The sequence below is a fragment of the Paenibacillus sp. sgz302164 genome (genome assembly GCF_056120505.1).
In genome coordinates this window covers 239,726-263,016 of the sequence record NZ_JBVYOL010000002.1, presented here as the reverse complement: position 1 = coordinate 263,016, position 23,291 = coordinate 239,726, and the positions used below count along the sequence as shown (strand labels likewise).

At 53.0% G+C, this 23,291-nt stretch carries 14 protein-coding genes and 1 pseudogene; 7 read left to right on the top strand and 8 right to left on the bottom strand.

The features are described 5' to 3' along the window. Positions 1-132 precede the first annotated feature (132 nt). The 5 genes and pseudogenes from AC0LWT_RS04625 to AC0LWT_RS04605 form a co-directional block, all read right to left on the bottom strand. Positions 133-2,898 (bottom strand): cadherin-like beta sandwich domain-containing protein, encoded by a 2,766-nt coding sequence (locus AC0LWT_RS04625; RefSeq protein ID WP_474680038.1) that lies wholly within the window; start codon positions 2,896-2,898, stop codon positions 133-135. Between the two features lie 39 nt (positions 2,899-2,937). Continuing rightward, on the bottom strand, positions 2,938-5,643 hold the full coding sequence (locus AC0LWT_RS04620) for a cadherin-like beta sandwich domain-containing protein (protein ID WP_474680037.1): 2,706 nt from the start codon (positions 5,641-5,643) through the stop codon (positions 2,938-2,940). Between the two features lie 204 nt (positions 5,644-5,847). Beyond that, positions 5,848-8,958: a LuxR C-terminal-related transcriptional regulator gene (locus AC0LWT_RS04615; RefSeq protein ID WP_474680258.1), complete on the bottom strand. Its 3,111-nt coding sequence runs from the start codon at positions 8,956-8,958 to the stop codon at positions 5,848-5,850. Positions 8,959-9,042: 84 nt separating this feature from the next. Further along, positions 9,043-9,756, bottom strand: a pseudogene (locus tag AC0LWT_RS04610) (ATP-binding protein); the annotation flags it as partial. A gap of 630 nt (positions 9,757-10,386) precedes the next feature. After that, on the bottom strand, positions 10,387-10,752 hold the full coding sequence (locus AC0LWT_RS04605) for an O-methyltransferase (RefSeq protein WP_474680257.1): 366 nt from the start codon (positions 10,750-10,752) through the stop codon (positions 10,387-10,389). A gap of 510 nt (positions 10,753-11,262) precedes the next feature. Between AC0LWT_RS04605 and AC0LWT_RS04600 the strand changes: the two genes are divergently transcribed. Beyond that, the gene (locus tag AC0LWT_RS04600; protein WP_474680036.1) at positions 11,263-12,522 is read left to right on the top strand and encodes a methyl-accepting chemotaxis protein; all 1,260 of its coding nucleotides are present in this window, start codon (positions 11,263-11,265) and stop codon (positions 12,520-12,522) included. A gap of 643 nt (positions 12,523-13,165) precedes the next feature. Here the strand turns inward: AC0LWT_RS04600 and AC0LWT_RS04595 are convergent. Continuing rightward, on the bottom strand, positions 13,166-14,977 hold the full coding sequence (locus tag AC0LWT_RS04595; protein ID WP_474680035.1) for a M3 family oligoendopeptidase: 1,812 nt from the start codon (positions 14,975-14,977) through the stop codon (positions 13,166-13,168). 140 nt (positions 14,978-15,117) lie between these two features. On the opposite strand from AC0LWT_RS04595, the gene AC0LWT_RS04590 reads away from it, so the two are divergent. The 3 genes from AC0LWT_RS04590 to AC0LWT_RS04580 are packed head-to-tail and all read left to right on the top strand — an operon-like array spanning position 15,118 to position 16,691. Further along, positions 15,118-15,285 carry a YycC family protein gene (locus AC0LWT_RS04590; protein ID WP_474680034.1) on the top strand — a complete coding sequence of 56 codons (168 nt, stop codon included), beginning with the start codon at positions 15,118-15,120 and terminating at the stop codon, positions 15,283-15,285. 4 nt (positions 15,286-15,289) lie between these two features. Continuing rightward, positions 15,290-15,520 carry a hypothetical protein gene (locus AC0LWT_RS04585; protein ID WP_474680033.1) on the top strand — a complete coding sequence of 77 codons (231 nt, stop codon included), beginning with the start codon at positions 15,290-15,292 and terminating at the stop codon, positions 15,518-15,520. A 43-nt stretch (positions 15,521-15,563) separates the two neighbouring features. Continuing rightward, positions 15,564-16,691 carry a GGDEF domain-containing protein gene (locus AC0LWT_RS04580; RefSeq protein ID WP_474680032.1) on the top strand — a complete coding sequence of 376 codons (1,128 nt, stop codon included), beginning with the start codon at positions 15,564-15,566 and terminating at the stop codon, positions 16,689-16,691. A gap of 66 nt (positions 16,692-16,757) precedes the next feature. Here AC0LWT_RS04580 and AC0LWT_RS04575 read toward each other — a convergent pair whose 3' ends face one another. Then, the gene (locus tag AC0LWT_RS04575) at positions 16,758-17,456 is read right to left on the bottom strand and encodes a DUF2225 domain-containing protein (RefSeq protein ID WP_474680031.1); all 699 of its coding nucleotides are present in this window, start codon (positions 17,454-17,456) and stop codon (positions 16,758-16,760) included. A gap of 15 nt (positions 17,457-17,471) precedes the next feature. Then, positions 17,472-17,864: a globin domain-containing protein gene (locus tag AC0LWT_RS04570; RefSeq protein ID WP_474680030.1), complete on the bottom strand. Its 393-nt coding sequence runs from the start codon at positions 17,862-17,864 to the stop codon at positions 17,472-17,474. 310 nt (positions 17,865-18,174) lie between these two features. On the opposite strand from AC0LWT_RS04570, the gene ylbJ reads away from it, so the two are divergent. The 3 genes from ylbJ to AC0LWT_RS04555 all read left to right on the top strand — a co-directional run bounded on the left by ylbJ (position 18,175) and on the right by AC0LWT_RS04555 (position 23,062). Further along, the gene (gene ylbJ / locus AC0LWT_RS04565) at positions 18,175-19,413 is read left to right on the top strand and encodes a sporulation integral membrane protein YlbJ (RefSeq protein WP_474680029.1); all 1,239 of its coding nucleotides are present in this window, start codon (positions 18,175-18,177) and stop codon (positions 19,411-19,413) included. Between the two features lie 46 nt (positions 19,414-19,459). Next, positions 19,460-22,015: an alpha-glucan family phosphorylase gene (gene glgP, locus AC0LWT_RS04560; protein WP_474680028.1), complete on the top strand. Its 2,556-nt coding sequence runs from the start codon at positions 19,460-19,462 to the stop codon at positions 22,013-22,015. Between the two features lie 660 nt (positions 22,016-22,675). Continuing rightward, complete coding sequence (locus tag AC0LWT_RS04555; protein ID WP_474680027.1) at positions 22,676-23,062, top strand: hypothetical protein; 387 nt, start codon at positions 22,676-22,678, stop codon at positions 23,060-23,062. Positions 23,063-23,291 lie beyond the last annotated feature (229 nt).

The following is a 23,291-nucleotide window of genomic DNA, read 5'->3' as shown; positions in this document are numbered from 1 at the left end:
AGATTTTGCCGAATTTCCGTTCCATGCAAGGAACTTTTGTGAAGGCGTACCGGGGGTACGTCAAGCAAAAGTGACGAAGCAGGGGGCGAAAAGGCGGTGAAAGATGCCCCTGAGCGGGTTTTCAGACACGCCCTAATTCAATTGCCCAAGATCAAGGTTGAGGCATACATTTAACATTCGAAGAATCATCGTTGCCGCCTGCTCGCGAGTAGCATAGGAGTTCGGGTAAAACTTGCCGTCATCCCCGCCTCTAACGATATCTGCGCCAGCCAATTGTTCGATATACGGACGAGCCCAACTGCTCGATATATCTGAGAAATGAATGTTTCCGACCGCCTGACCGAAAATGATCGCACGCGCCAGGACGGCCGAAATCTCAGCGCGGGAAATCAGCCGTTCTGGCTGGAACAGCCCCCCGCCTACACCGTCAATCACACCGGCTGCCTTCAGCGTGTCAATAGCCGGTTCGGCCCAGTGCCCCTCCGTATCGGAGAATGCTGCACGCGAGCCTCTCTTCGTGTCCAGATGCAGAGCTTTCACCATCATCGTAACGAACTCGGCGCGAGTAACCTGATCGCTTCCGTGAAAGCTGCCGTCAGGTCTTCCGTCAACGATGCCCAGTTGCTGAGCGAGTTGAATCGCTTCGAAGCTCCAACTGTTAGCGGGGACATCCGGGAACGGCTTGGGCGCAGTCAAATGCAGCGCAGCTTGAGCCGTTTCTGCAACCTTCCGAACATCCGTGATTTTGCCGTTGAGAACCGGTCTATTCGATACAACCGGTACTCCATGATCGCTTCCATTGCCGTCGCCGCCCGGCAACGTCGAGCCGCCCTGGTCCGCATTGCCACCATTGCTGTCACTACCGCCGCCATCAGTTGGAGCTGCCCTCGAAACCTTCACCGTATACGCTTGTGTCGTCGTACCGTCCTGCGCCGTCACCTCGACCGCAATCGGGTTGCTCCCCACGTTCAGGCTGATCGCTCCCGAGGCCGAACCGCTTGACACGGGCACGCCGCCCACCTTCACCGTCGCGCTGCTGTCGCTTACTGTCGGCGTTACCGTGATGCTGTACACACTGTTCGACACGCTGGCCGTGTAGCTCGTCGTGCCCGGCACAAATGCCGGACTTAAGCTGCCGCTCGACAACGTCAAGCCGCTCAAGTTCGCGTTGCTGCTTGACGCTCGCGTCACCGTCACCGTATATGCTTGTGTCGTCGTACCGTCCTGCGCCGTCACCTCGACCGCAATCGGGTTGCTCCCCACGTTCAGGCTGATCGCTCCCGAGGCCGTGCCGCTCGGCACGGTCACGCCGCCCACCTTCACCGTCGCGGTGCTGTCACTCACGGTCGGCGTTACCGTGATGCTGTACACGCTGTTCGACACGCTGGCCGTGTAGCTCGTCGTGCCGGACGCAAACGCCGGGCTTAAGCTGCCGCTCGACAGCGTCAAGCTGCTCAAGTTCGCGTTACCACTCGACGCTCGCATCACCGTCACCGTATACGCCCGTGTCGTCGTACCGTCCTGCGCCGTCACCTCGACCGCAATCGGGTTGCTCCCCACGTTCAAGCTGATCGCTCCCAAGGCCGTGCCGCTCGGAACAAGCGTGCCGTCCACCTTCACCGTCGCGCTGCTGTCGCTCACTGTCGGCGTTATCGTGATGCTGTACACACTGTTCGCCACGCTGGCCGTGTAGCTTGTCGTGCCCGATGCAAACGCCGGGCTTAAGCTGCCGCTCGACAACGTCAAGCCGCTCAAGTTCGCATCGTGGGAAAAGCTGACTTTCCGAATCCGGTTGTTATAGGCATCCGCTATATAAAGATTCCCGCTGTTGTCAACAGCTACTCCACCTGGATTGTTCAATTGGGCCGACGTCGCCGATCCTCCGTCTCCTGAATAGCCGGCATTCCCAGTCCCCGCCACCGTGGTGATGATGCCCGACGTATCTACTTTCCGAATCCGATCAGATCCGTTTTCCACAATATACAGATCCCCGCTGCTGTTAACCGCTACTCCGATCGGGGCGCTCAATTGGGCTGACGTCGCCGGTCCTCCATCTCCCGAATAGCCGGCAATCCCAGTTCCCGCCACCGTGGTGATGATGCCCGACGCATCCACTTTTCGAATCCGGTTGTTACTCGAATCCGCTATATACAGATTCCCGCTGCTGTCAAAAGCTATTCCATAAGGGTTGTCCAATTGAGCCGACATCGCCGGTCCTCCGTCTCCCGAATAACCATCACTCGCCCCCGTTCCCGCCACCGTGGTGATGATGCCCGATGCATCCACTTTCCGAATTCTGGCGTACTCCGATAAATATACATTCCCGCTGCTATCAACCGCCACTCCATGCAGGTTGAATATTCCGGACGATATCGCGGGTCCTCCGTCTAATGAATAGGAAATAGACCCATCGCCCGCCACTCTAGTGATGATGCCCGACGTATCCACTTTCCGAACCACACCGTTACCTACGTCCGCTATATACATATCCCCGCTGCTGTCGAAAGCTAATGCGGATGATTGGGGCGTCATGACCATGAGGACCAGTTTGGCCGATGTTGCGAGCCCTCCGTCCCCCGAATAGCCGGGCGCCCCTGTGCCCGCCACTGTGCTGATCGTCCCTGTCGCCTTATCCACTTTCCGAATCGTATTGTTATAACTATCCACGATATACAGATTGCCGCTGCTATCAACCGCTACTCCACCTGGATAGTACAATTGGGCCGATGTCGCGGGTCCTCCATCTCCCGAATAGCTGTGCGTCCCCGTGCCCGCCACCGTGGTGATGATGCCACTGCCAGCAGCGTAGGCTTTTCCCCCGGACAGTCCCTGCAGTTGTGCCGCCATCAACAGCAAAGCCAGTACGCAGGCCATAATCTGCTTTACCTTTTTACACATTCTAGCTCCTCCTTATGAAACTATGCCGAGATGAAGTCTCTAGTTCAATCGTTGAAGATCAAGGTTGAGGCATACGTTTAACATTCGAAGGATCATCGTTACCGCCTGCTCTCGAGTAGCATAGGAGTTCGGGTAAAACTTGCCGTCATCCCCGCCTCTAACGATATCTGCGCCAGCCAATTGTTCGATATACGGACGAGCCCAACTGCTCGATATATCTGAGAAATGAATGTTTCCAGTTGCCTGACCGAAAATGATCGCACGCGCCAGGACGGCCGAAATCTCAGCGCGGGAAATCGGCCGGTCCGGCTGGAACAACCCGCCGCCCACACCGTCGATCACGCCAGCGGCCTTCAACGTGGCAATGGCCGGTTCAGCCCAGTGACCCTCCGTATCGGAGAATGCTGCACTCGAACCTCCCTTCGAGTCCAGATGCAGAGCTTTCGCCATCATCGCAACGAATTCGGCGCGGGTAACCTGATCGCTTCCGTGAAAGCTGCCGTCAGGTCTTCCGTCAACGATGCCCAACTGCTGGGCGAATTGAATCGCTTCGGAACTCCAGCTATTAGCGGGGACATCCGGAAACGGCTTGGGCGCAGTCAAATGCAGCGCAGCTTGAGCCGTTTCTGCAACCTTCCGAACATCCGTGATTTTGCCGTTGAGAACCGGTCTATTCGATACAGGCGGGACTCCATGATCGTTTCCATTGTTATCGCCGCTTGGCAACGTCGAGCCGCCCTGGTCCGTGTTGCCACTGCTGCCGCTTCCGCCGCCATCCGTTGGAGCTGCCCTCGAAACCTTCACTGTATACGCTTGTGTCGTCGTGCCGTCCTGCGCCGTCACCTCGACCGCAATCGGGTTGCTCCCCACGTTCAGGCTGATCGCTCCCGAGGCCGATCCGCTCGACACGGGCACGCCGCCCACCTTCACCGTCGCGCTGCTGTCGCTCACTGTCGGCGTTACCGTGATGCTGTACACACTGTTCGCCACACTGGCCTTGTAGCTCGTCGTGCCGGGCGCAAATGCCGGGCTTAAGCTGCCCTTCGATAGCGACAAGCCACTCAGACCTGCGTCGCTGCTCAACGCTCGCGTCACCGTCACCGTATACGCCCGTGTCGTCGTGCCATCCTGCGCCGTCACCTCGACCGCAATCGGGTTGCTCCCCACGTTCAGGCTGATCGCTCCCGAGGCCGAACCGCTCGACACGGGCACGCCGCCCACCTTCACCGTCGCGCTGCTGTCGCTCACTGTCGGCGTTACCGTGATGCTGTACACACTGTTCGCCACGCTGGCCGTGTAGCTCGTCGTGCCGGGCGCAAACGCCGGGCTCAAGCTGCCGCTCGATATCGTCAAGCTGCTCAAGTTCGCATCATTACTGCTTGACGCTCGCGTCACCGTCACCGTATACGTTTGTGTCGTCGTGCCGTCCTCCGCCGTCACCTCGACCGTAATCGGGGCATTGCTCCCTACGCTCAGACTAATTGCACTCGATGCCGAACCGCTCGGCACGGGCGTGCCATTTACTATCACTGTTGCTTGGCTGTCGCTCACTGTCGGCGTTACCGTGATGTTGTACACACTGTTCGCCACGCTCGCCGTGTAGCTCTTCGTGCCCGACGCAAACGTCGGACTTAAGCTGCCGTTCGACAACGTCAAGCTGCTCAAGTTCGCATCGTTGGAAGGGCCAACTCTCCGAATCCTGTAGTTATTCGTATCCGCTATATACAGATACCCGTTGCTGTCAACAGCTACTCTCCATGGCTGAGTCAATTTAGCCCCCGTCGCAGCAAATCCGTCTCCCGAATAGCCATTACCCCCATTGCCTGCCACCGTGGTGATGATGCCCGACGTATCTACTTTCCGTATCGTGTTGTTCCCCGCATCCGCTATATACAGATTCCCGCTGCTGTCAATAGTTACTCCAAAAGGGCTATTCAATTGGGCCGACGTAGCCAATCCTCCGTCTCCCGAATAGCCAGCGCTCCCCGTGCCCGCCACCGTGGTGATGATGCCCGACGTATCTACTTTCCGTATCGTGTTTTGACCACCCGTGGCTATATACAGATTCCCGCTGCTGTCAATGGCTATTCCATATGCGCCCCCCGTGCCTGCTACCGTGGTAATGGTGCCCGATGTATCTACTTTCCGAATTCTGTTGTTACCCAAGTCTGCTATATACAGATTCCCGTCGCTATCAACGGCTGCTTCAGAAGGGGTATTCAATTGGGCCGACGTCGCCGATCCTCCGTCTCCCGAATAGCCAGTAGTCCCATTACCTGCCACCGTGCTGATGATGCCCGACGTATCTACTTTCCGTATCGTGTTGTTGTTCGCATCCGCTATATACAGATTCCCGCTGCTGTCAATAGTTACTCCAAAAGGGACACCCAATTGGGCCGACGTAGCCAATCCTCCGTCTCCCGAATAGCCACCAGACCCATTACCCGCTACCGTGCTGATGATGCCCGTCGATTTATCCACTTTCCGAATCCTGCAGTTAAACGTGTCCGCTATATACAGATTCCCGCTGCTGTCAATAGCTACTCCTCTCGGGTTAGTTATTTTGGCCGACGTCGCCGCGCCCCCGTCTCCCGAATAGCCAGCAGACCCCGTGCCCGCCACTGTGGTAATGATCCCCCTACTAGTAGCAGCATACGCTTTTCCCCCGGACAGTTCAGGCAGTTGTATCGCCATCAACAGAAAAACCAGTACACAGGCCATAATCTGTTTTACCTTGTTACGCATTCTTGTTCCTCCTTTTGAAACTTTGGCAAGAACAAGATTATACGAAAAGCGACAAAAGCACATCTATAGAAAGTTATAGACTCGACAAATAACGCTCATTTTGTCAAAAAAAGTCGATATCTTCCCTGATCAAAATAAAGATAGGCTGTCACCGATTTCCTAATGAAATCAGCAACAGCCCACCGTTTGTGAAATCGATTGAACCTAGTTCAATAGTTGAAGTTCCCTCGCCTTTTTGATTGCCTGCACTCTTTTATTGACTTTCAGCTTTCCATAGATGTTATTTGCGTGGCTTTTTACGGTTCCTTCCGTAATGTCCAAATGCAACGCAATTTGTTTGTTGGACAATCCTTCAGCCATGAGACGAACAATCTCCAGTTCGCGACTCGTTAGCAATTCGACCAGAGTCTCGTCTGCTTGATCTGCGTTCATAATGGAATTCCCATGGTGCTTTAATTGCCATAGCCTTAGATACACCATTCGCGAAAATATCATTTCCAGCACAACTAATCGATCTGCCGTAAAAGCATCGGAAATTAAATTATTTTCCAAATACAAGACCCCGTCCCGGTGGTCCAAGTATCGAACAGGCAAACACAGAATCGATCTGGGCCGCTTCTCTTGGATGTGAGGATCCGTTGCAAACAAACTATCACTTGCTTCACCAAGAATAACAAACTCCCTCGTTTTCATGACGAATTGAACGACCGAAGCCGCATAATCGCTCCTGCTGTCCATGAAGGCCTTCCGCTCGCGGTTGATCTCTTGCTGAGCCTCTATGACCAATTTCCCCTGATTGCTGAGTAGGACCAGTCCTCTCTCGGCACCGGCATTACGGATAGCCAACTGCAGGAAGGTCTCCAGCAACTCCGTTTCTGCCAGATCCCCAGATTGGATTTTACTGGCTTGCCGAAGTATCTCCATATCCAGTTCTCTTCCCAGTTCAGCATGGAAATTGCCGTTCCCCTGCTGCATCTCCATCGCTGTACTTCTATCGGAAACTTCAGTCTCGTCCCACTCATGGAATGAAAGTGCTGCAAGTGCCGGAAAGCGCTTCTGTAAGCTATTCAACTTCCCGGTTGCCCCCCACTTGAAGTAAGCCTTGCAGGCATTCCGCAGATACGCTTCCGCCAATGGATGATTGTTCAATGCCAGGTGAAAGTTAGCTGCCAGTTCCGCGGCAATCGCTTCATCTCGTGGATAGCCGCTTTCATGAGCCCATTGAATGGCTTGATCATACAGCTTCGCTGCCTTCGCATGATCGCGATTGAGACGTGCCCATTCCGCCAGCATCAGCTTATATTTGGACAAGGTGCTTTCCGGAACGACCTTTGTCCATACCTTCATCCGAGCCAGCAATTTATTTAAAACTTTACGATAGCTGCTTTTCACAGGATCCGAAGCGTCGGGATATTCAGCCATGATTGCCAATGCATGATAGAAACAGTGTCTCTGATTGAAAGACAGCACGCTTTGCGTCTCGAATTTTACGGATGCTTCAGCAAGAGCCACAGCTTCTGAATAATTGGCATATAAATAATTAACCTCAAGCTTGCAAGTGTAATACAAATAGAGATTTGATTTGTACGTTTCGTTAACGATTTCTTCACGCAGCAGCTCGTCCTCATCGAAATGCTCACTGTTGAAAGTCATTTTCGAATCGGTGGCGCTTTGTAACATGTATACGTATTGCTTGGTTAGGTAAAGCACCCTTTGGGTCATTACGTCTAGCGATCGAATCGCTTTTTCCTCGTATACATGACATAGATGATTCAAGTGCCGCAGATCTTCGCTGCCCGTAATCAATTGTGAAGATATCGCGTAACCTGCATAAACCATATCTCCGCCTTCCAAGCTTAACTGTCCCGCTTGCTCAAAATAGCTGTCCGACTGTTGAGGCCGTAAAAATTGCAACATCAGTCCCATGATACAATGCATTTTTCCTTTTAATAACACACTATCTATTTTCTCCGCATGATGAAAAGCAACCTCGGCTAAACGCAATGCCGGTTTGTAGAGTTTTAATCCGAAGCACAAAGCGATCGCATAAGAACCGAGCGCAATGGAAAAAGCCTCCGAATTGCCATGCTTTAAAGACATTCGTACATATTTGGCAAACACAATGAAAGACAATTCCTTATTGACAATATACAGAATGGGCGATGAGGCCATGACAATATCCGCAAGTGCTTGCTGCCTGGGATTGCGGCTCATCGGCAAGTCCTTTAAAAGCCCCCGTTTTATCGAAAGCCGTAATTGCGTCTTCGTAATCTCAGCCAGGATGGAGAGACTCGTAGATTTCGAAGGGATATGCAAACCAAATTCCGCCATCGCTTTTAGGGCAATTTGACAGGCTTCACCCTCTCTTTTGCGAAAAGCATACATCGCAATCTGGATGACATAGATTTTGGCCCGATCCGCCGGATTTCTCGCATGCAGCAGCAATTGATCCAGAACAGCCTCCGCTTGCTCAAAATAACCGCAATAATATTGGCATTCCGAGCTTTCAAGCAAGAGATTAAAATACAGTGCATCCTGCCGGGACCCCCCCTCGCCCTCAACCAATCGTGCCCCCTTGTTCAATAGTTCCAATGCTTGGCTATATGCGGCGGAAGCTTTCGCCCTCTTTCCCGCTTGCAGGTTAAGATGAGCCAATTGGTTCACTTCCGCTGGCTCCGTCATGTACTCGCTGCCCGCATTCAAATGATGGACGAGCTCGAACAAACGGTCGCCGGCGTTGTCCGGATGAAGAGACTGCAGCATAGAACGACCGATTTTTAAGTGAACCCGCTTTTTTTCGCCATCCGACAGCAGATCGCAAGCAGCTTCCTGTACTTGATCATGCAGGAACCTATATCCGTGTTCTTCGGCCACTATCAATCCTTCGCTTACCGCCGGCAGTAAGTCTTGTTCCGTGCGCAGGTTGGATTCCCCATACAGAGCTGAAAGCATCCTAAGATCAAAAGAGCTGCCCAAACAGCCCGCCAACCCCAGAATTTGACGAGTTTCCTCCGGAAGCGTTTCAAATCTTTTCATAATCAGATCAGTGACATCATGAAATCCTTCCAGTTGCCTGATCCCCTCAAGATTCCAATCCCAACAAAGCTCATCGGAGTTAAAAAAGAGGAGCCTTTGATTATAGTACGTTTGCAGCATTTGTGTGAAATAAAAGGGATTCCCCGCTGTTTGCCGATAAAGGACCTCCGCCAGCCGTTTTACTTCGCTTGCATCGTTATGCAGCATATCCGCGACATATCGGACAACGTCCGAATGCCCAAGTGCACGGATATTCATAAAATGATCACCGGTATTCAAGGAATCGGAAGATTCGAGAAATAACGTTCTGAAAACGTGACTCTCGTCAAGTTCGTCATCCCGATACGTCCCGATAATCAACACATGCTTCAGCGAGCCATGGTTCCATAAATCCAGAATCAGCTGAAGCGAGGCCGAATCCGCCCACTGCAAATCCTCTAGCCCGATCACGAGTGGATGCAGCTCGTCTGCAAAGGCCTTGATCAGATTGCCAAAAAGCACCCGGAACCGGTTCGTCGCTTCCAATGGAGACAAATTCTCGACCGGCCGCTGCTCTCCGATCATCCAGGTTAACTCGGGAATCACCTGAGTAAGCACGCTCCCGCTTTGCCCAAAAGCTTTTAACAACTTCGTTTTCCAGCGCGCTTGCTGTTCCTCCCCGCCCGCCAAAATCTGCCGAATCAGACCTGATAAAGCCGTAATGAGCGCGGCGTAAGGTTTGGATTCCTGATGCCATTCATATTTGCCGAGGGCCACATAGCCCTTATTTTGCATCACGTGCGTTTGAAGGGCTTTGACGAGCTTGGATTTTCCGCTCCCAGCATGACCGCCTATAAACAATAGCTCTTTGGAGCCTGAGCAGGCGCGTTCATACGCACCTATGAGCTGCTGCAACTCCAAGTCCCGGCAATAAAGCCGATCAGGCAACCGAAATCGGCCGCGTTCATCCACTTCTCCCAATAGAAAGGGATCGATTGTTCCTTTCTCTATCCATTGATCCGCGCATTTGTTCAGATCGTCAAGAAGACCGTTCACGCTTTGATAACGATCTTCGACTGATTTGGAAAGCAGCTTCATGACAAGGTCATTCAACACTTGCGGAATATCAGGGTTAACCGTCCGCGGAGGAACTGGCAGCATGGCCATGTGGGCATGTATCCAATCGCTGGCCGAATTTGCCTTCAGCGGAAGCTCTCCCGTTAGCAGCTCATAAAAAATAATGCCTGCTACATACAAATTACTGCGTAGATCAACTTTCCTCTTTATACGGCCTGTACGCTCCGGAGAAATGTAGGCAAGCTCTTCATTAGAAGCGCTTTGCCGGAGCGACCGCCTAAGCGTCAATTGCCCGTCTTCGAAGCGTACAAATAAATCTTCCGTGGTAATTGGGAGAAAGCCAACGTCGTTTTGATGCCACTCTCGAAGCATCTCCACGACTTGCAACGCTATGGAAAAAAATTGTTCGACAGTAATCGTATTGGTCTTTATAAACGATCTTAGCGTCAGTTCATATGCCGCATTCAAACCTTTAAATCCCCCATGTCCATAGTGCCAAGTGCGTTTTGCTAATAACTCTATTCTATCTCTTTTGGTCATAAAGCGCATCTTTCATCTTTTTGCAAGAACAGAAGAAGAGGCTATCCCATAAGTCACGGAAATGACTGAGGGATAGCCTCTCATTTTTTGTTGGCGTGATTGTCACAAAAATTAAATCGATTTGTAAACGTTTGCCATATTATAATTGCTTTCGAACTGGATACTGGCTGCCAGCAAATTGTTTCGAATCGTAAAATCGAAAAATATTTCTCCGTGCGTCCAGTTTTTCTTGTACTTCAGCGACTCGATCGCCATTTGGCGAAACGCTTGATACTGCGAATCGCTTAACCCCTTGTTGCTTACGATAAGTTCACCACCCTTGCCTTCAAGCGGCAAGTGCTTGATGCCAAACTTTCCGATCACGTTATTCCGAATTTGAATAAACACGGTACCAGAAGAAAGATAGATTAATTCTTCTCTGATTTCCCTAAAAACCAAATCAACCTGTCTGGCTAAGGGCAGCTGTTCTAGGTTCATCATTCCCCTCCTTCACTTTATCATATTTTCAAATATATGTAATTTCTGAGGCTGTAGACCTATTATACCTATTGCTTTCACAAATTTCAACACATTTTTACAATGTTTTAACAATCATTTAACATACCTATGAAAAAAGACCCATTCACTTGCGTATGAAGATGTCGTCGAGCAGTGTGCTTTTCGGTTTTTTTCATACATATTCGCGAGCTTTCCGGTGCAGCTTCGCCTGCTCTGCAGGCGCGTATCGCAACAAGAATTCCGGTCATATAGGCACAATTTCCCCCATGATTACAGTTATTTAGTACTATAAATATCCTCTGTAATTAAGACTTATCTGCTCTGATTTATAGTATATTTATCCTTAACGGGCCAATCGTTTTCTGTAAAATTATGATTTTATTTGTCGTAATGTTATAGAATCTTTCCCGAGACAGTGCTATAATTTCAAACATACATCCTGAAATTTCCTACATACCCATTTACTCATTTCGCAGAGGAGTCGGTAAAATGAACCAATTATCTTCACTGTCCTTCAGGAAAAAACTGCAGATCGGCTGTTACTCGCTAATCGGTTTGAATGTGATTTTCGTCCTGACTCTTTTGCTTTTCCCGGATTGGAACCGCTTACTTGGCACCATTTTCCTAGTCCTTTTGGTCGTAGGCAGTTACCCTTTCATCTCTGTTTTCGAAAAGCAGCTTACCGAGCCTGTCGCCGAGCTGTCACGCATCGCGCTTCAAATCTCGAAAGGCGATTTCTCGCAAAAAGTAACCGTCTCCTCCGACGACACACTGGGCCAGCTCGGGCAATCTTTTAATAAAATGATTGACAAGCTGAGGGATATTTTGCAAGAAACCGGAACCATCACCAAGCAGGTGTTCAACACGAGCAGAGACATTTACGTGAAAAATGAAAACTTCCGCCTGGTGCTCGAACAAGTCAGCGTATCCGCCCACGAGCTCGCCTCGGGAGCGGGACAAATATCGGAGGAAGTATCCGGCGCCTCCATTACATCCAAAGAAATCGAAACGAAGATCGAAGTCTACGCCGCTTCGGCCGATGAGATGAAACAGCGTTCGGATCAGATGATGAGCCTTGTGGAAAAAGGCCGCACTTCCGTCGAGAGCCAGGGCATAGGCATGAAACGGAACGTGGAAGTTACGCAACAAGTTGCCGAAACGATCGACTTGCTGGCAAAGCAGGCCGCCGGGATCGGCAATGTCACCCGGTCGATATCCGATATCGCCGAGCAGACGAACCTGCTCTCCCTCAACGCTTCCATTGAAGCGGCGCGGGCGGGTGAGCACGGAAAAGGCTTCGCGGTAGTCGCCCAGCAGGTGCGGAAGCTGGCTGAAGAGTCCACCTCGCTGACCCGCGAAGTGTTCGGTTTTGTCAAAAGCATCGAGCAGGGCATCCAGGAAGCGATCCGCAGCATCCAGATCAATGAGGATGTCGTCAACAAGCAAACCGTCTTGATCGATCAGACGGAAAAAGTTTTTGCCGAGATTGTGGACAGCGTCGGATTTATTTCCGAAGGAATTACCCGCTTCGCGAATGAAACCGCTATCATGCTCTCCAATTCGGAGCAAATTGCCGCTTCCATGGAGAACATATCGGCGATTACCGAACAATCCGCCGCCGGCACGCAAGAGGTGTCCGCATCGATGAACGAGCAGATCGGCACTGTGCAGGATATCGTCAAGCAAACGGAAGAGATGACGCGCATCGTCACCCAACTCCAGCAAACGATCCAGATTTTTAAGCTGTAGCCATTGCTGCGGAGGTAGCGATACTCGCTTTGCGCGGCTACGCCCCGGACGATGCGGCTGCCTTTTTCTCGGGCAGCATGCCCTTTTACCCGATCCATGGGGCTTTTGAGAAATTTGCCTTCTAGAGCCGGCGATTCACTGGCTTCACGTGCAAAAACCTGCGAAAGTGCAGGCTTTTTCCTTAGAAATGGTTCGTTTTGGCGAAAAGCCTGCGATTGTGCAGGAATTTTCGATAAAAACGAGTCTGAGCCCATGTTCACGGCGAAAAGCCTGCACATTTGCAGGAATTTGTCGTAGCCGGCGTATCCATCGAGCAAAAACTGTATTTTTGCAGGTTTTCTTCGCGCGACCCGGCAGATGGTGCGACCGGCTCTAGCGCGTGGGTTTCTCCACCGCCTGACTTTCGCAGGTTTTACCGCGCTCCGGCCGCCGGGCGATCGTTCACAGGTTTTGCCGCGCTCCGGCCGCCCGCGGCGAGCATTCGCAGGCTTTGCCGCGCTCCGGCCGCCCGCGGCGAGCATTCGCAGGTTTTGCCGTCGTCGTTGGCGGCCAAGCGAAGCCCGTTGCTTTCGTCCGGCTCCCCCAAAACTTAAAACGAACCCGACTCCACCTCTCCGGGTGTGCCAGGTTCGTACGGTCATACTTATACTTTGTCCGCCGTCAGCTCCATAAACTGCCGAACGTCGGCAATCGCCATGTCCACTGCGCTTTGCCAGAAGTCGGGTTCCGTCAGGTCGAGGCCCAGATGCTTTTGCGCCAGCTCTTCGACATTCATGCTGCCCGTATCCCTGAGCAGGGCCACGTATTTGTCTTCAAAAGCAGGCCCCTCTTCCGCGGCTCTTGCATAAATGCCTGCGCTGAACAAGTACCCGAACGTGTACGGAAAGTTGTAGAACGGAACGTCAGTCGCATAAAAATGCAGCTTCGCCGCCCAAAAATGCGGATGGTAGCTGCTCAGCGCATCTTTGTAAGCCGCTTTTTGCGCGCTGACCATCAGTTCGTTCAAGCGGTCGGCGCTGACCAGCCCCTGGCGGCGCTCTTCGTAGAAATTCGTTTCGAAAATGAAGCGCGCATGGATGTTCATGAAAAATGCGATCGAACGCTGAATTTTATCTTCCAGCAGGATGATTCGCTCTTCGTCGGAAGCGGCTCCCTTCACTGCGGCATCTGCGACGATCATCTCGGCGAACGTAGAAGCGGTCTCCGCAACATTCATCGCATACTGCTGAGCCAGAACCGGCATGTCTTTCATCACATGCTGGTGATAGCCGTGGCCGAGCTCGTGAGCCAACGTCGAGACGTTGTTGGCCGTGCCGCCGTAAGTCATGAAAATGCGCGTCTCTCCGGCCACCGGAAAGGATGTGCAGAAGCCTCCGGGGCGCTTGCCCGGGCGGTCCTCCGCCTCGATCCAGCGGTTGTTAAACGCCTGCGCGGAAAAAGCCGCCATCTTCGGGCTGAACCGCTCGAACTGGTCGATGATCAGCCGGGCGCCTTCGTCGTAGCTGATTTTTTTGGCCGCGTCGCCGAGCGGTGCATCGACATCGACCCAGGCGAGCTTGTCGACGCCGAGCAAGCGGGCCTTGCGGTGCAAGTAGTCCACAAACACCTGCTTGTTGCGGTCGATAACGTCCCACATGACTTGGAGCGTTTTATCCTGCATGCGGTTAATATCCAGCGGTTCCTTATGTACGTCTTTCCAGCCTCTGTATTTGTAAACTTGCAGGCGGAATCCTGCCAGATGGTTCAGAGCTTCGGCGCAGTAATCCGCTTTGTCGGCCCACGCGTTCTCCCACTGCTCGAACAACTTCAGCCGCTCTTCGCGGTTTTCCGTGTGCAGCTTGTTAAAAGCTTGCCCCGCCGAAAGTTCGGTCGTCTTGCCGTTTTCTTCCACGGTCATGCGGAACTGGCTTACCGTCGTGTTGTACAGGTCGCCCCAGCCGTGATAGCCGTCCACCGCCAGATCGTTGATGAGTGCCTCCTGCTCCGGCGGCAGCTTCTCCTTGGCGAGCGTGCGGCGCTCGTTCAGCGGGAAAGCGATAGCCTTGAACGGCTCTTTGGCCAGCAGCGCCTGCCAAACGGACTCCGGAATGCCGGTTAGAACTTGGTCGAACAGCGTCAGCGAAGACAAATATTCGGCATAAAGACTTTTGACCTGTCCGCCAAGAATGGCCGCTTTTTTATCGGCCTGGTTGTCGGCGAGCAAACATCCTACGAATGAATCCGCTTCGCTGAGATTGCCAAGCATTTGCTGCAATAGCTGCACAAGCCCTGTCAGCCATGCGGTGTCATCCGCGCTTTGCGGAGCGGCGGCTGCGCGCACAAGATTTTGAAATTCCGATATGGAAGCCTGCAGCTCCTTTAAAAAAGCCGAGAATTCGGCAGACTCGCTGCCTCCGGGAAAAAAGGAAGCCAGATCCCAGGTTTGACTTAAAGGCGTATGAAGCAAAATAATCACCTATCCTTTCATTTCCTATTAAAACATACTCCGGGTGGAACTCCAAATCGCCAAACTGATCATTGCTTCCGGGTACAAAGTATGATATCTATTAAAGTAATGGTTGCAGCATTTTTGAAAACGGAAGGTGGACCAATGATATGAAACCGTTGCAAATATCACCCGAAACAGCACAAAAGCTGGCCGAACAGCTGAAAGTGCCGTTAGAGCATCTCATGCACATGCCTCAGCATATTTTGCTTCAAAAACTTGCCGAGCTGGCCAAAGATCTTCCGTCTCCGAACAGCGGCGACAAGAAACCGGAGTAGTTCTTTGATACCATTCGCTAATACATGGCCGTATGAAATTATTATGAAAGATGTGTATGTGACGGAATGCCCGTTCTGCCATAGCCCCAATGTGCTGCTGCCGCTCAAAATCCATGAACTGGAATCCATTCGCGAAGGAAAGAAAAAGCTGCTTGTGTTCCCCTGCTGTCATAACAAGCTGACGGTCATCGATACGGACCGCGATTATTTATTGGCCGACCGCCGTCTGCGTTAGGCCTTAATCGCAGTTTCCGGGCTTAAGGAGTAAATTGGCCCTTATGAATGAATACCTCGCCCCGCTTACTAACGCTTGCCTACTAGTTACTCTCAACTATATCGCCCTGAAAATACGCGGCAAAATGATTATCGAACCTTACGAAGGGCTGCTCGCTCCCCTGCTGACAGGAATCGCCAGTATGCTTATGATGCTGGAGCCGCTGCCTAAGGCACTCGGGCTGATCGATTTGCGGTCGCTGCCCATTTTTATGGCCGGCCTGCAGTACGGACTTCCCGGCGCTCTGCTCTCCACCCTTGTGCCTGCCGGTTTCGGTCTATTCCGGCAAGATGACAACGGGATTTCGGTTATCGTACAGGAACTCGTCATTCCCGCTTTGTTAAGCGCTTTTTTTCATAATAAAGAATACCGCCGCGGTTTTCTGGACATCCCGGTGCGTCATGGCGTGCAAATCAGCCTCCTCGTCTTTGTCGCGAGGCTGCTGATACATGTTTTCAGCGAACCTGTCTTATCCTGGGATTATGCGGCGAATCAGATTTTTATGCTCCTTATCGCATCGGCGGCTTTCATTGTGCTGATTGTGATGTTCAATGACGAGAACACAAGCTGGCGGCTCCAGCGGCAGCTTGAAATACAGGCGAACCAGGACGGCTTGACCCGGCTTCCGAATTTGCGCAGCTTCACCGCCATAGCCGAAAACGTAATGAAAAAGCGCAAAATATCAATTTTCATGATCGACATCGATAATTTCAAACATTTTAACGACCAGTTCGGCCATCTGGAAGGTGATCAGCTGCTGCGCGATATCGGCGCTTTGCTCAGAAATTCCATCCAGGAGCAGGATTATGCGGCACGCTACGGCGGGGAAGAATTTATATTGCTGAGCACGGAGACCGATCCCGACCGGGTTGTCCGGTACGCTGACCGGCTTTGCCGGACGGTAGCGCACCATTTTCGCGAGAGCCGCCCGGATTCAACCATGCCGATAACGGTATCGATCGGAATCTCGACGGCGCGGTCGGTCCAGGATGAGCTGCAGCGCATCGTTTCCGAGGCGGATCAAGCCTTGTATGCGTCCAAGCATTCCGGCAAAAACCGCGTCACCCTGTTTGACGGCCCGACAGACCTGACAAGCCAGACTGGCCATGAAGCAAAAATGAACGCTTACTGATTCCGGGAGCTTCCAGTCCCTTCAGAATCGATAAGCGTTCATTTTGTTATTGCAGGCAGATCCGCCTCAAGCATGCTTCATTTCTTCCGGCAGTTCCAATCTGGAGGCGAGCATGTCCTCACGGGTGGCGACCCACTGCTCGCGGCTGGCGCGAATCATCGCGGCATCCATAATTTTGCGGTCGTTGATAACCCGTGAAAACCATTTGACCGCTTCATTATAGCTGCTCAACCGCCGGTTCAGTTCGCCCAGCAAAAACATCAATCTGGCGTTGTTCAGATCCATTCCTTCGCTTTCGAACACGTTTACGTAGGCGTCCAGCGCATAGGCCAGGAAGCGTTTCTCCTGCTCTTTATCTTCCTTGGAACGATAAAGCCAGGCGATATGATGCAGAAGTCCTGCCACCACCCGCGGCTTCTCCTCCTTGATCTGCGCGCAGAGCAGCGCCAGCTTGTAGCTTCGCAGCGCCTCTTCCCAAGTGCGCTCCCCGCCGAAATCGCGCATCGACCAATTTTTCACCACTCTGTCATGGAATTGTTCTTTATGCACGGGCTTCCAACTGCCGGAGAAGTTCTCGGTATGCGCGTATCCGCAAAAAGGACAGATCCGGACTACATAATAATCGGGATTCGTACCGTTATAATGCACGCAGAAATCCGTATCGGTTTGCTTCGCTTTTTTGAAGCTGGGACGCACTTTGGAAGTTTTGAACGTATTGTCGCAGTATGTGCATCGCACATTGATTTCGTAAAGTGGTTCGACCATGGGGGCCACGCCTTTCTATTCCGATTCGGGCGTATTGACAAAGTGATAAGCAGATCCTTTCAAACGTTCCAGCAAAAAGCTTCTAAGGTCCTGCGGCAAACCGATTTCCTCCATAGCCTCGGACATGCAGCCCAGCCACGCATCCGCCCGCTCGACCGTAATCGGGAACGGCATGTGCCTGCCCCTCATCATCGGGTGCCCGTATTGATCGGAGTACAAGGAAGGCCCTCCGAAAAACTGGGTGAGGAACAAATACTGCTTCTCCATCACAGGTATAATATCTGCGGGGAACAGAGGCGCAAGCAGCGGGTGCTGCTGTACTTTCGGATAAAAGGCCTCCACGAGCTTGCGGATCGTCTCCGCTCCCCCCATCGCTTCATAAATCGTACCGCGTTCCTTATCTGTCATTTGTTTCAAACCTCTCTAACCGGTAGCAGTCTAGTAATTCTCCCAATCTTCATCCGCTGCGTTCATTAACATTTCTCTGATGACGAACACAAAAGCACATACGAGAAGTCCGGCGATGACACTTGTCATATGAATCACTCCCGCGGCCCAAGATATAAGACTTTATTCAATACGCTACTTAGTTCTATTTTACCATAAAAACCGATAGAAAACAGTCCAAAGTCCAATTTTTCAGAGCGGAATGTATGTCCACCCCCACTCATATATTTGATGTGTAAGCTTATGTTCAGCTTTTAGGAGGCGCTGTCCCATGCAAAATCGGAATGTTACCTCGGCTTTTCTTACCGCCTTTGTCGTCATGGCGATCGGCACATGCCTGTTTTTTTTCCCGAACGAAGGGCTGGAAGCCGCTTTGCGCGGGGTATCCATTTGGTGGGACGTGCTCTTCCCGGCGCTGTTCCCGTTCTTTGTCATATCGGAGATTATGCTCGGCTTCGGCATCGTCCATTTTTTCGGGGCGCTGCTCGATCCGATGATGCGGCCGGTCTTTCGCATTCCCGGCATCGGCGGCTTCGTCATGGCGATGGGCTTTGCCGCCGGCTACCCGGTCGGCGCCCGCTTGACTTCCCAGCTTTGGGAACAAAAGCTGGTGAACCGCGAGGAAGGCGAGCGGCTGGTCGCCTTCACCACGAGCTCGGACCCGATCTTCCTGATCGGAGCCGTGTCCGTCGGTTTTTTCCATGATGCCGGCCTCGCCGTCATTTTGGCCGCCGCGCATTACGGCGGCTCCGTGCTCATCGGCATCATGATGCGGTTCCACGGCCGGAAGAGCGAGCCGTCGCCGCAAGCCCCCAGAACCGCAGGAAACATCTGGGGCCGGGCGTTCCGTGCGATGCACCGGGCCAGGCTCGCTGACGGACGGCCGATCGGCGCATTGATGAGCCAGGCTATTTTGCAATCGCTCAACCTGATTTTCGTTGTCGGAGGTCTCGTCGTCTTTTTTTCCGTCGTGCTGGAAGTGCTGACAACCGCTCATGTCATGAACGCCATGTACGTGCTGATTCGGACTCTGCTTACGGCTTTCGGCCTGCCGAGCGAGCTTTCGCAAGCGGTGATGAACGGGTTGTTCGAAGTCACCCTCGGGACCAAAGCCGCCGGAGCCGCCGCAACCAGCCTCGCCCTGCCCGCCAAGGTCGCGATCGCCGCTTTTATTTTGTCCTGGGCCGGGCTGTCCGTTCATGCCCAAATCGTCAGTCTGCTGAGCCATACGAATATGCGGTATTTGCCCTTTTTCACCGCCAGGCTGGCGCACGGCTTGCTGTCCGCCGCACTTGTACTCGTCATTTGGGAGCCTATGCAGCAATTTCGCGCGCAGACATCCGTATTTTTACCCGATTTCGATACGGCATCCCCCCTTTCCAGTTTTGCCAAACAAGTGCTGCCCGCAAGCGGAACGGTATTCATTGCCGCTCTTGCAGTCATCGTGCTGCTGTTTGCCGCATACTCCTTTCTTAGACTGATGTATGAAAAGGTTGGTGGAACAAGATAATATGGGTATTCATGAAAATTCAAACAAAGGAAGAGGACAGCAAAATATGCAAGCTGCGTTTACTTCAGGTGCAAGAACACTTCCGCCGGCCATCCAGCGCCTTTCGGACATTGCATATAATCTTTGGTTCAGTTGGAACCATGAGGCGCTGCAGCTCTTTGAACGGATAGACGTCGCCAAATGGGAGCAATCCGGGCACAATCCGGTCCGCCTGCTGGAGGAGCTGGACGGTTCGCAGTTGGAAAGCCTCGGCCGGGATGCCGATTTCCTGGAAGCCTACGGCCGCGTAACCGCACAGTTGGATGCATACTTGAATGGCAGCACCTGGTTTCAGGAGAGCTACGGGGATAAAGGCTTCGTGCAAATCGCCTACTTTTCCGCGGAGTTCGGCTTTCACGAGTCGCTGCCGATTTATTCCGGCGGGCTCGGCATTTTGGCCGGGGATCATTGCAAGTCGGCCAGCGATCTCGGCCTTCCTTTGACCGGCGTCGGGCTGTTGTACAAAAAAGGCTATTTTACGCAAAGGCTCGATGCTTCCGGCGGCCAGCAAGCGGAATTATTTTATTATGATTTTGCCAAGCTCCCCGTTCGCCCTGCGCTTATAGACGGGCAGGAGCTGATCGTGTACGTGGATATGCCCGGTCGCTCGGTCGCCTTGAAGGTATGGAACGTGCAGGTCGGAAGAAACCCGGTATATTTGCTGGATGCCGATCACGGCGCCAATAGCGCTGCCGATAAGGAGCTGACCTCCCAGCTGTACGGAGGCAATCAGGACACGCGTATTTCCCAAGAAATATTGCTCGGAATCGGCGGAGTCAAAGCGCTTCGCGCGCTCGGAATCTATCCGAACGTCTATCACATCAACGAAGGCCACGCGGCTTTCCTGGCCCTTGAACGGCTGAGAGAGCTGCTGAAACAGGGCCTGGCTTTTCATGTCGCCGTGGAAACGGTTCGCGCTGCAACCGTCTTTACGACGCATACGCCGGTTCCCGCCGGGCATGACGCTTTTCCTGTCGGGATGGTGGAGCATCATCTGGGGCCACTTTTCTCCGAGCTCGCCGTCCATAAGGGAGAGATCATCGAGCTTGGGCTCGATAAGCGCACAGGGCTGTTCAACATGACCCATCTCGCCTTGAATACGTCCGCGCTGCGCAACGGCGTCAGCAAGCTGCACGGGCAAGTTTCCCGCGAAATGTTCCGCGAATTTCACGGCAACATCGAGCCGGGCGAAGTGCCGATCGATGCGATTACGAACGGCGTTCACCTCGATACGTGGATGGCTCCCGAATGGAAGGAGCTGCTGGACCGTTTTCTTCCCGGCTCGTGGAAAATCCGCCAATCGAGCCCGCAGCAGTGGGAAGGGATCGCCATCATTCCGGACGAATCCATCTGGAAGGTGCACCAGCAGCTCAAAATGAATATGATCCGGTTCGCGCGCCGCAATTTGATGGAACAGCGGAAGCGCAACGGCGAATCGGCCGAGCGGATCGACGAGGTGCGGCAGTACTTGAATCCGAAAGCGCTGACGATCGGCTTCGCCAGACGGTTTGCCACCTACAAGCGGGCGAATCTTGTTTTTAACGATTTGTACCGGCTGAAAAAGCTGCTGAACGACCCCGACCGGCCGGTTCAGTTCATCTTTGCCGGCAAAGCGCATCCGGCCGACCATCCCGGCCAGGAGCTCATCCGCGAAATTTATCGCGTGTCGCAGATGAAAGAGTTTGCCGGAAAAATCGTCATGCTCGAAAATTACGACATCAATATGGCCCGCTACCTCGTCCAAGGAGTCGACGTATGGCTGAACAATCCGCGGCGCCCGCTTGAAGCGAGCGGAACGAGCGGCCAAAAAGCGGCGATGAACGGAGCGATCAATTTCAGCGTCCTCGACGGCTGGTGGGAGGAAGGCTACAACGGTTCGAACGGGTGGGCGATCGGTTCGGCGGGCGAAGCGGATTGGGCCGCTCAGGAAAGAGAAAACACGGCCGCTATTTATCGCATCCTGGAGCAGGAGATCGTCCCGCTTTATTACAATCAGGGGGATGTGCCCCACCAGTGGATCAGCCGCATGAAGCGTTCGATGGAAACGCTCAGCCCGGCCTACAACACGCATCGGATGGTACAGAACTACGCGGAGCTTACTTACCTGCCGACATCCGACCGCGCCAAACGCTTCGCCCGGGACGGATACGACCTTGCGGTCAAAGTCGCCGATTACAAGCGTTTTATCAAAAACAATTGGCATCACGTAAAAATACTCGCGATTGACGACCGCTCCGCCAAAAAATCGACAGAGCTGCCTCTTGGGCAAGAGGGCCAGCCGGCCATGAAAGAGATTTCGGCGGATGTTTTTTACGGTCCCGTATGGCCGCCGGACACGGTCGTGGAAATTGTTTACTACGAAGAAAAAGGCGGCGCGTGGGAGCAGGTCATCGTGGCAATGGAGCCTTCGGAGCCCCTCCTACAGGAGACGCAGCGGTATAAAGCGGTGATACCCGAGCATCTTTTGCACGGGCCCCATTTTTCGGTCCGCGTCCGGCCCATCAGCCCGAACTTCGCCCACTCCTACGAGCTTCCTCTGGTGACGAGCACCTTGCACAGATGATGCCTGTTCTGTACGCTTAGCGAGCGGGAACGGCGGCGTGGAAGGGCTGCTTCGCCACGGGCTTGCTCTCGCTGATGCATGCCTGTTATGCGCGCCTGGCGAGCGGGAACCGGCGGCGCGGCAGGGTTCCTTCGCCACGGGTTCAATCCTGCTGATGATGCACATTCTGAGCATTTGGCAAGCGTGACCGGCGGGCTGAAGTGCTTCTTCGCCACGAGCTCACTTTCGCTGATGAATGCCTAGGGAGTGTAGCCGGCCGAGGTAGCTACCAGCGGTGCGTATCTTCTGCGAGAGTTCCAATCTTCGTAATTTCTTCGCTCGAGCGAGGCCATTCGGATACGTTCCGGATGGCCTCGTTTGCTTGGAACGTGCATCCGCAATCGTTTTTTCGCGGCACCTCATCTTTTATTTGCGGACTGGCGCTCGAACGGTTCTGACAAGCAAAGTTTGTCTTCTTAAGCCATGGTTATTCGATGCCGGTTTTATTTGCTGTTTGCTCGCAGGAATGCCTCGTTCCTGTGCCGTCAAAGATGGCCCGACAGTTGCGAAGTTTTTGGCTCGGCCTACAAATACAGCAGCTTGGCTCAACTTGCGATACAGCTGCTTGCCCCGGACCAAAAACCTGCAAAAGTGCAGGCTTTTTTGGCGGCGGAGGCTTGTTTGGCAGAAATACCTGCAATTGTGCAGGAATATTCGCTCAAAGTGGCTCTGGGCCTGAATTTCGGCGAAAAAAACTGCATTTTTGCAGGAATTATCCCGAGCCACAGTATCTGGGAGCAAAAAGATGTACTTTTGCAGGTTTTCTGCGCATGGCCTGCTCAGTTCTTGGCCCGGCCTGCAAATACAGCTGCTTGGCTCAACCTGCAGGTACAACTGCTTGCCCCGGACCAAAAACCTGCAAAAGTGCAGGCTTTTGGGGCGGCGGATGCTCGTTTGGCAGAGATACCTGCAATTGTGCAGGAATATTCGCCCAAAGTGGCTCTGGGCCTGAATTTCGGCGAAAAAAACTGCATTTTTGCAGGAATTATCCCGAGCCACAGCATCTGAGAGCAAAAAGATGTACTTTTGCAGGTTTTCTGCGAATGGTCTGCACGCTCGCACGGCCTACTGCAACGATGCAAAACAGCTTTGCAAGCGGGGGCGCGGCCCTCACACTCTGCTGCACGGACGGTTTTCATCGTTCCATGCAGAGATGGGTGCTTTGCGGGCACGCGCGCCGCGCGCTCACACCGTGCCACACGGATGATTTTCATCATTCCGTGCCAATCCCCGGCCC

Bases quoted from the DNA above. Each gene is read 5' to 3' on its own strand.
- AC0LWT_RS04580 (WP_474680032.1), top strand. From the start codon at position 15,564: ATGAATGAATACCTCGCCCCGCTTACTAACGCTTGCCTACTAGTTACT.
- ylbJ (WP_474680029.1), top strand. From the start codon at position 18,175: ATGCAAAATCGGAATGTTACCTCGGCTTTTCTTACCGCCTTTGTCGTC.
- AC0LWT_RS04575 (WP_474680031.1), bottom strand. From the start codon at position 17,456: ATGGTCGAACCACTTTACGAAATCAATGTGCGATGCACATACTGCGAC.
- AC0LWT_RS04570 (WP_474680030.1), bottom strand. From the start codon at position 17,864: ATGACAGATAAGGAACGCGGTACGATTTATGAAGCGATGGGGGGAGCG.
- glgP (WP_474680028.1), top strand. From the start codon at position 19,460: ATGCAAGCTGCGTTTACTTCAGGTGCAAGAACACTTCCGCCGGCCATC.
- AC0LWT_RS04590 (WP_474680034.1), top strand. From the start codon at position 15,118: ATGAAACCGTTGCAAATATCACCCGAAACAGCACAAAAGCTGGCCGAA.
- AC0LWT_RS04605 (WP_474680257.1), bottom strand. From the start codon at position 10,752: ATGAACCTAGAACAGCTGCCCTTAGCCAGACAGGTTGATTTGGTTTTT.
- AC0LWT_RS04620 (WP_474680037.1), bottom strand. From the start codon at position 5,643: ATGCGTAACAAGGTAAAACAGATTATGGCCTGTGTACTGGTTTTTCTG.
- AC0LWT_RS04625 (WP_474680038.1), bottom strand. From the start codon at position 2,898: ATGTGTAAAAAGGTAAAGCAGATTATGGCCTGCGTACTGGCTTTGCTG.
- AC0LWT_RS04600 (WP_474680036.1), top strand. From the start codon at position 11,263: ATGAACCAATTATCTTCACTGTCCTTCAGGAAAAAACTGCAGATCGGC.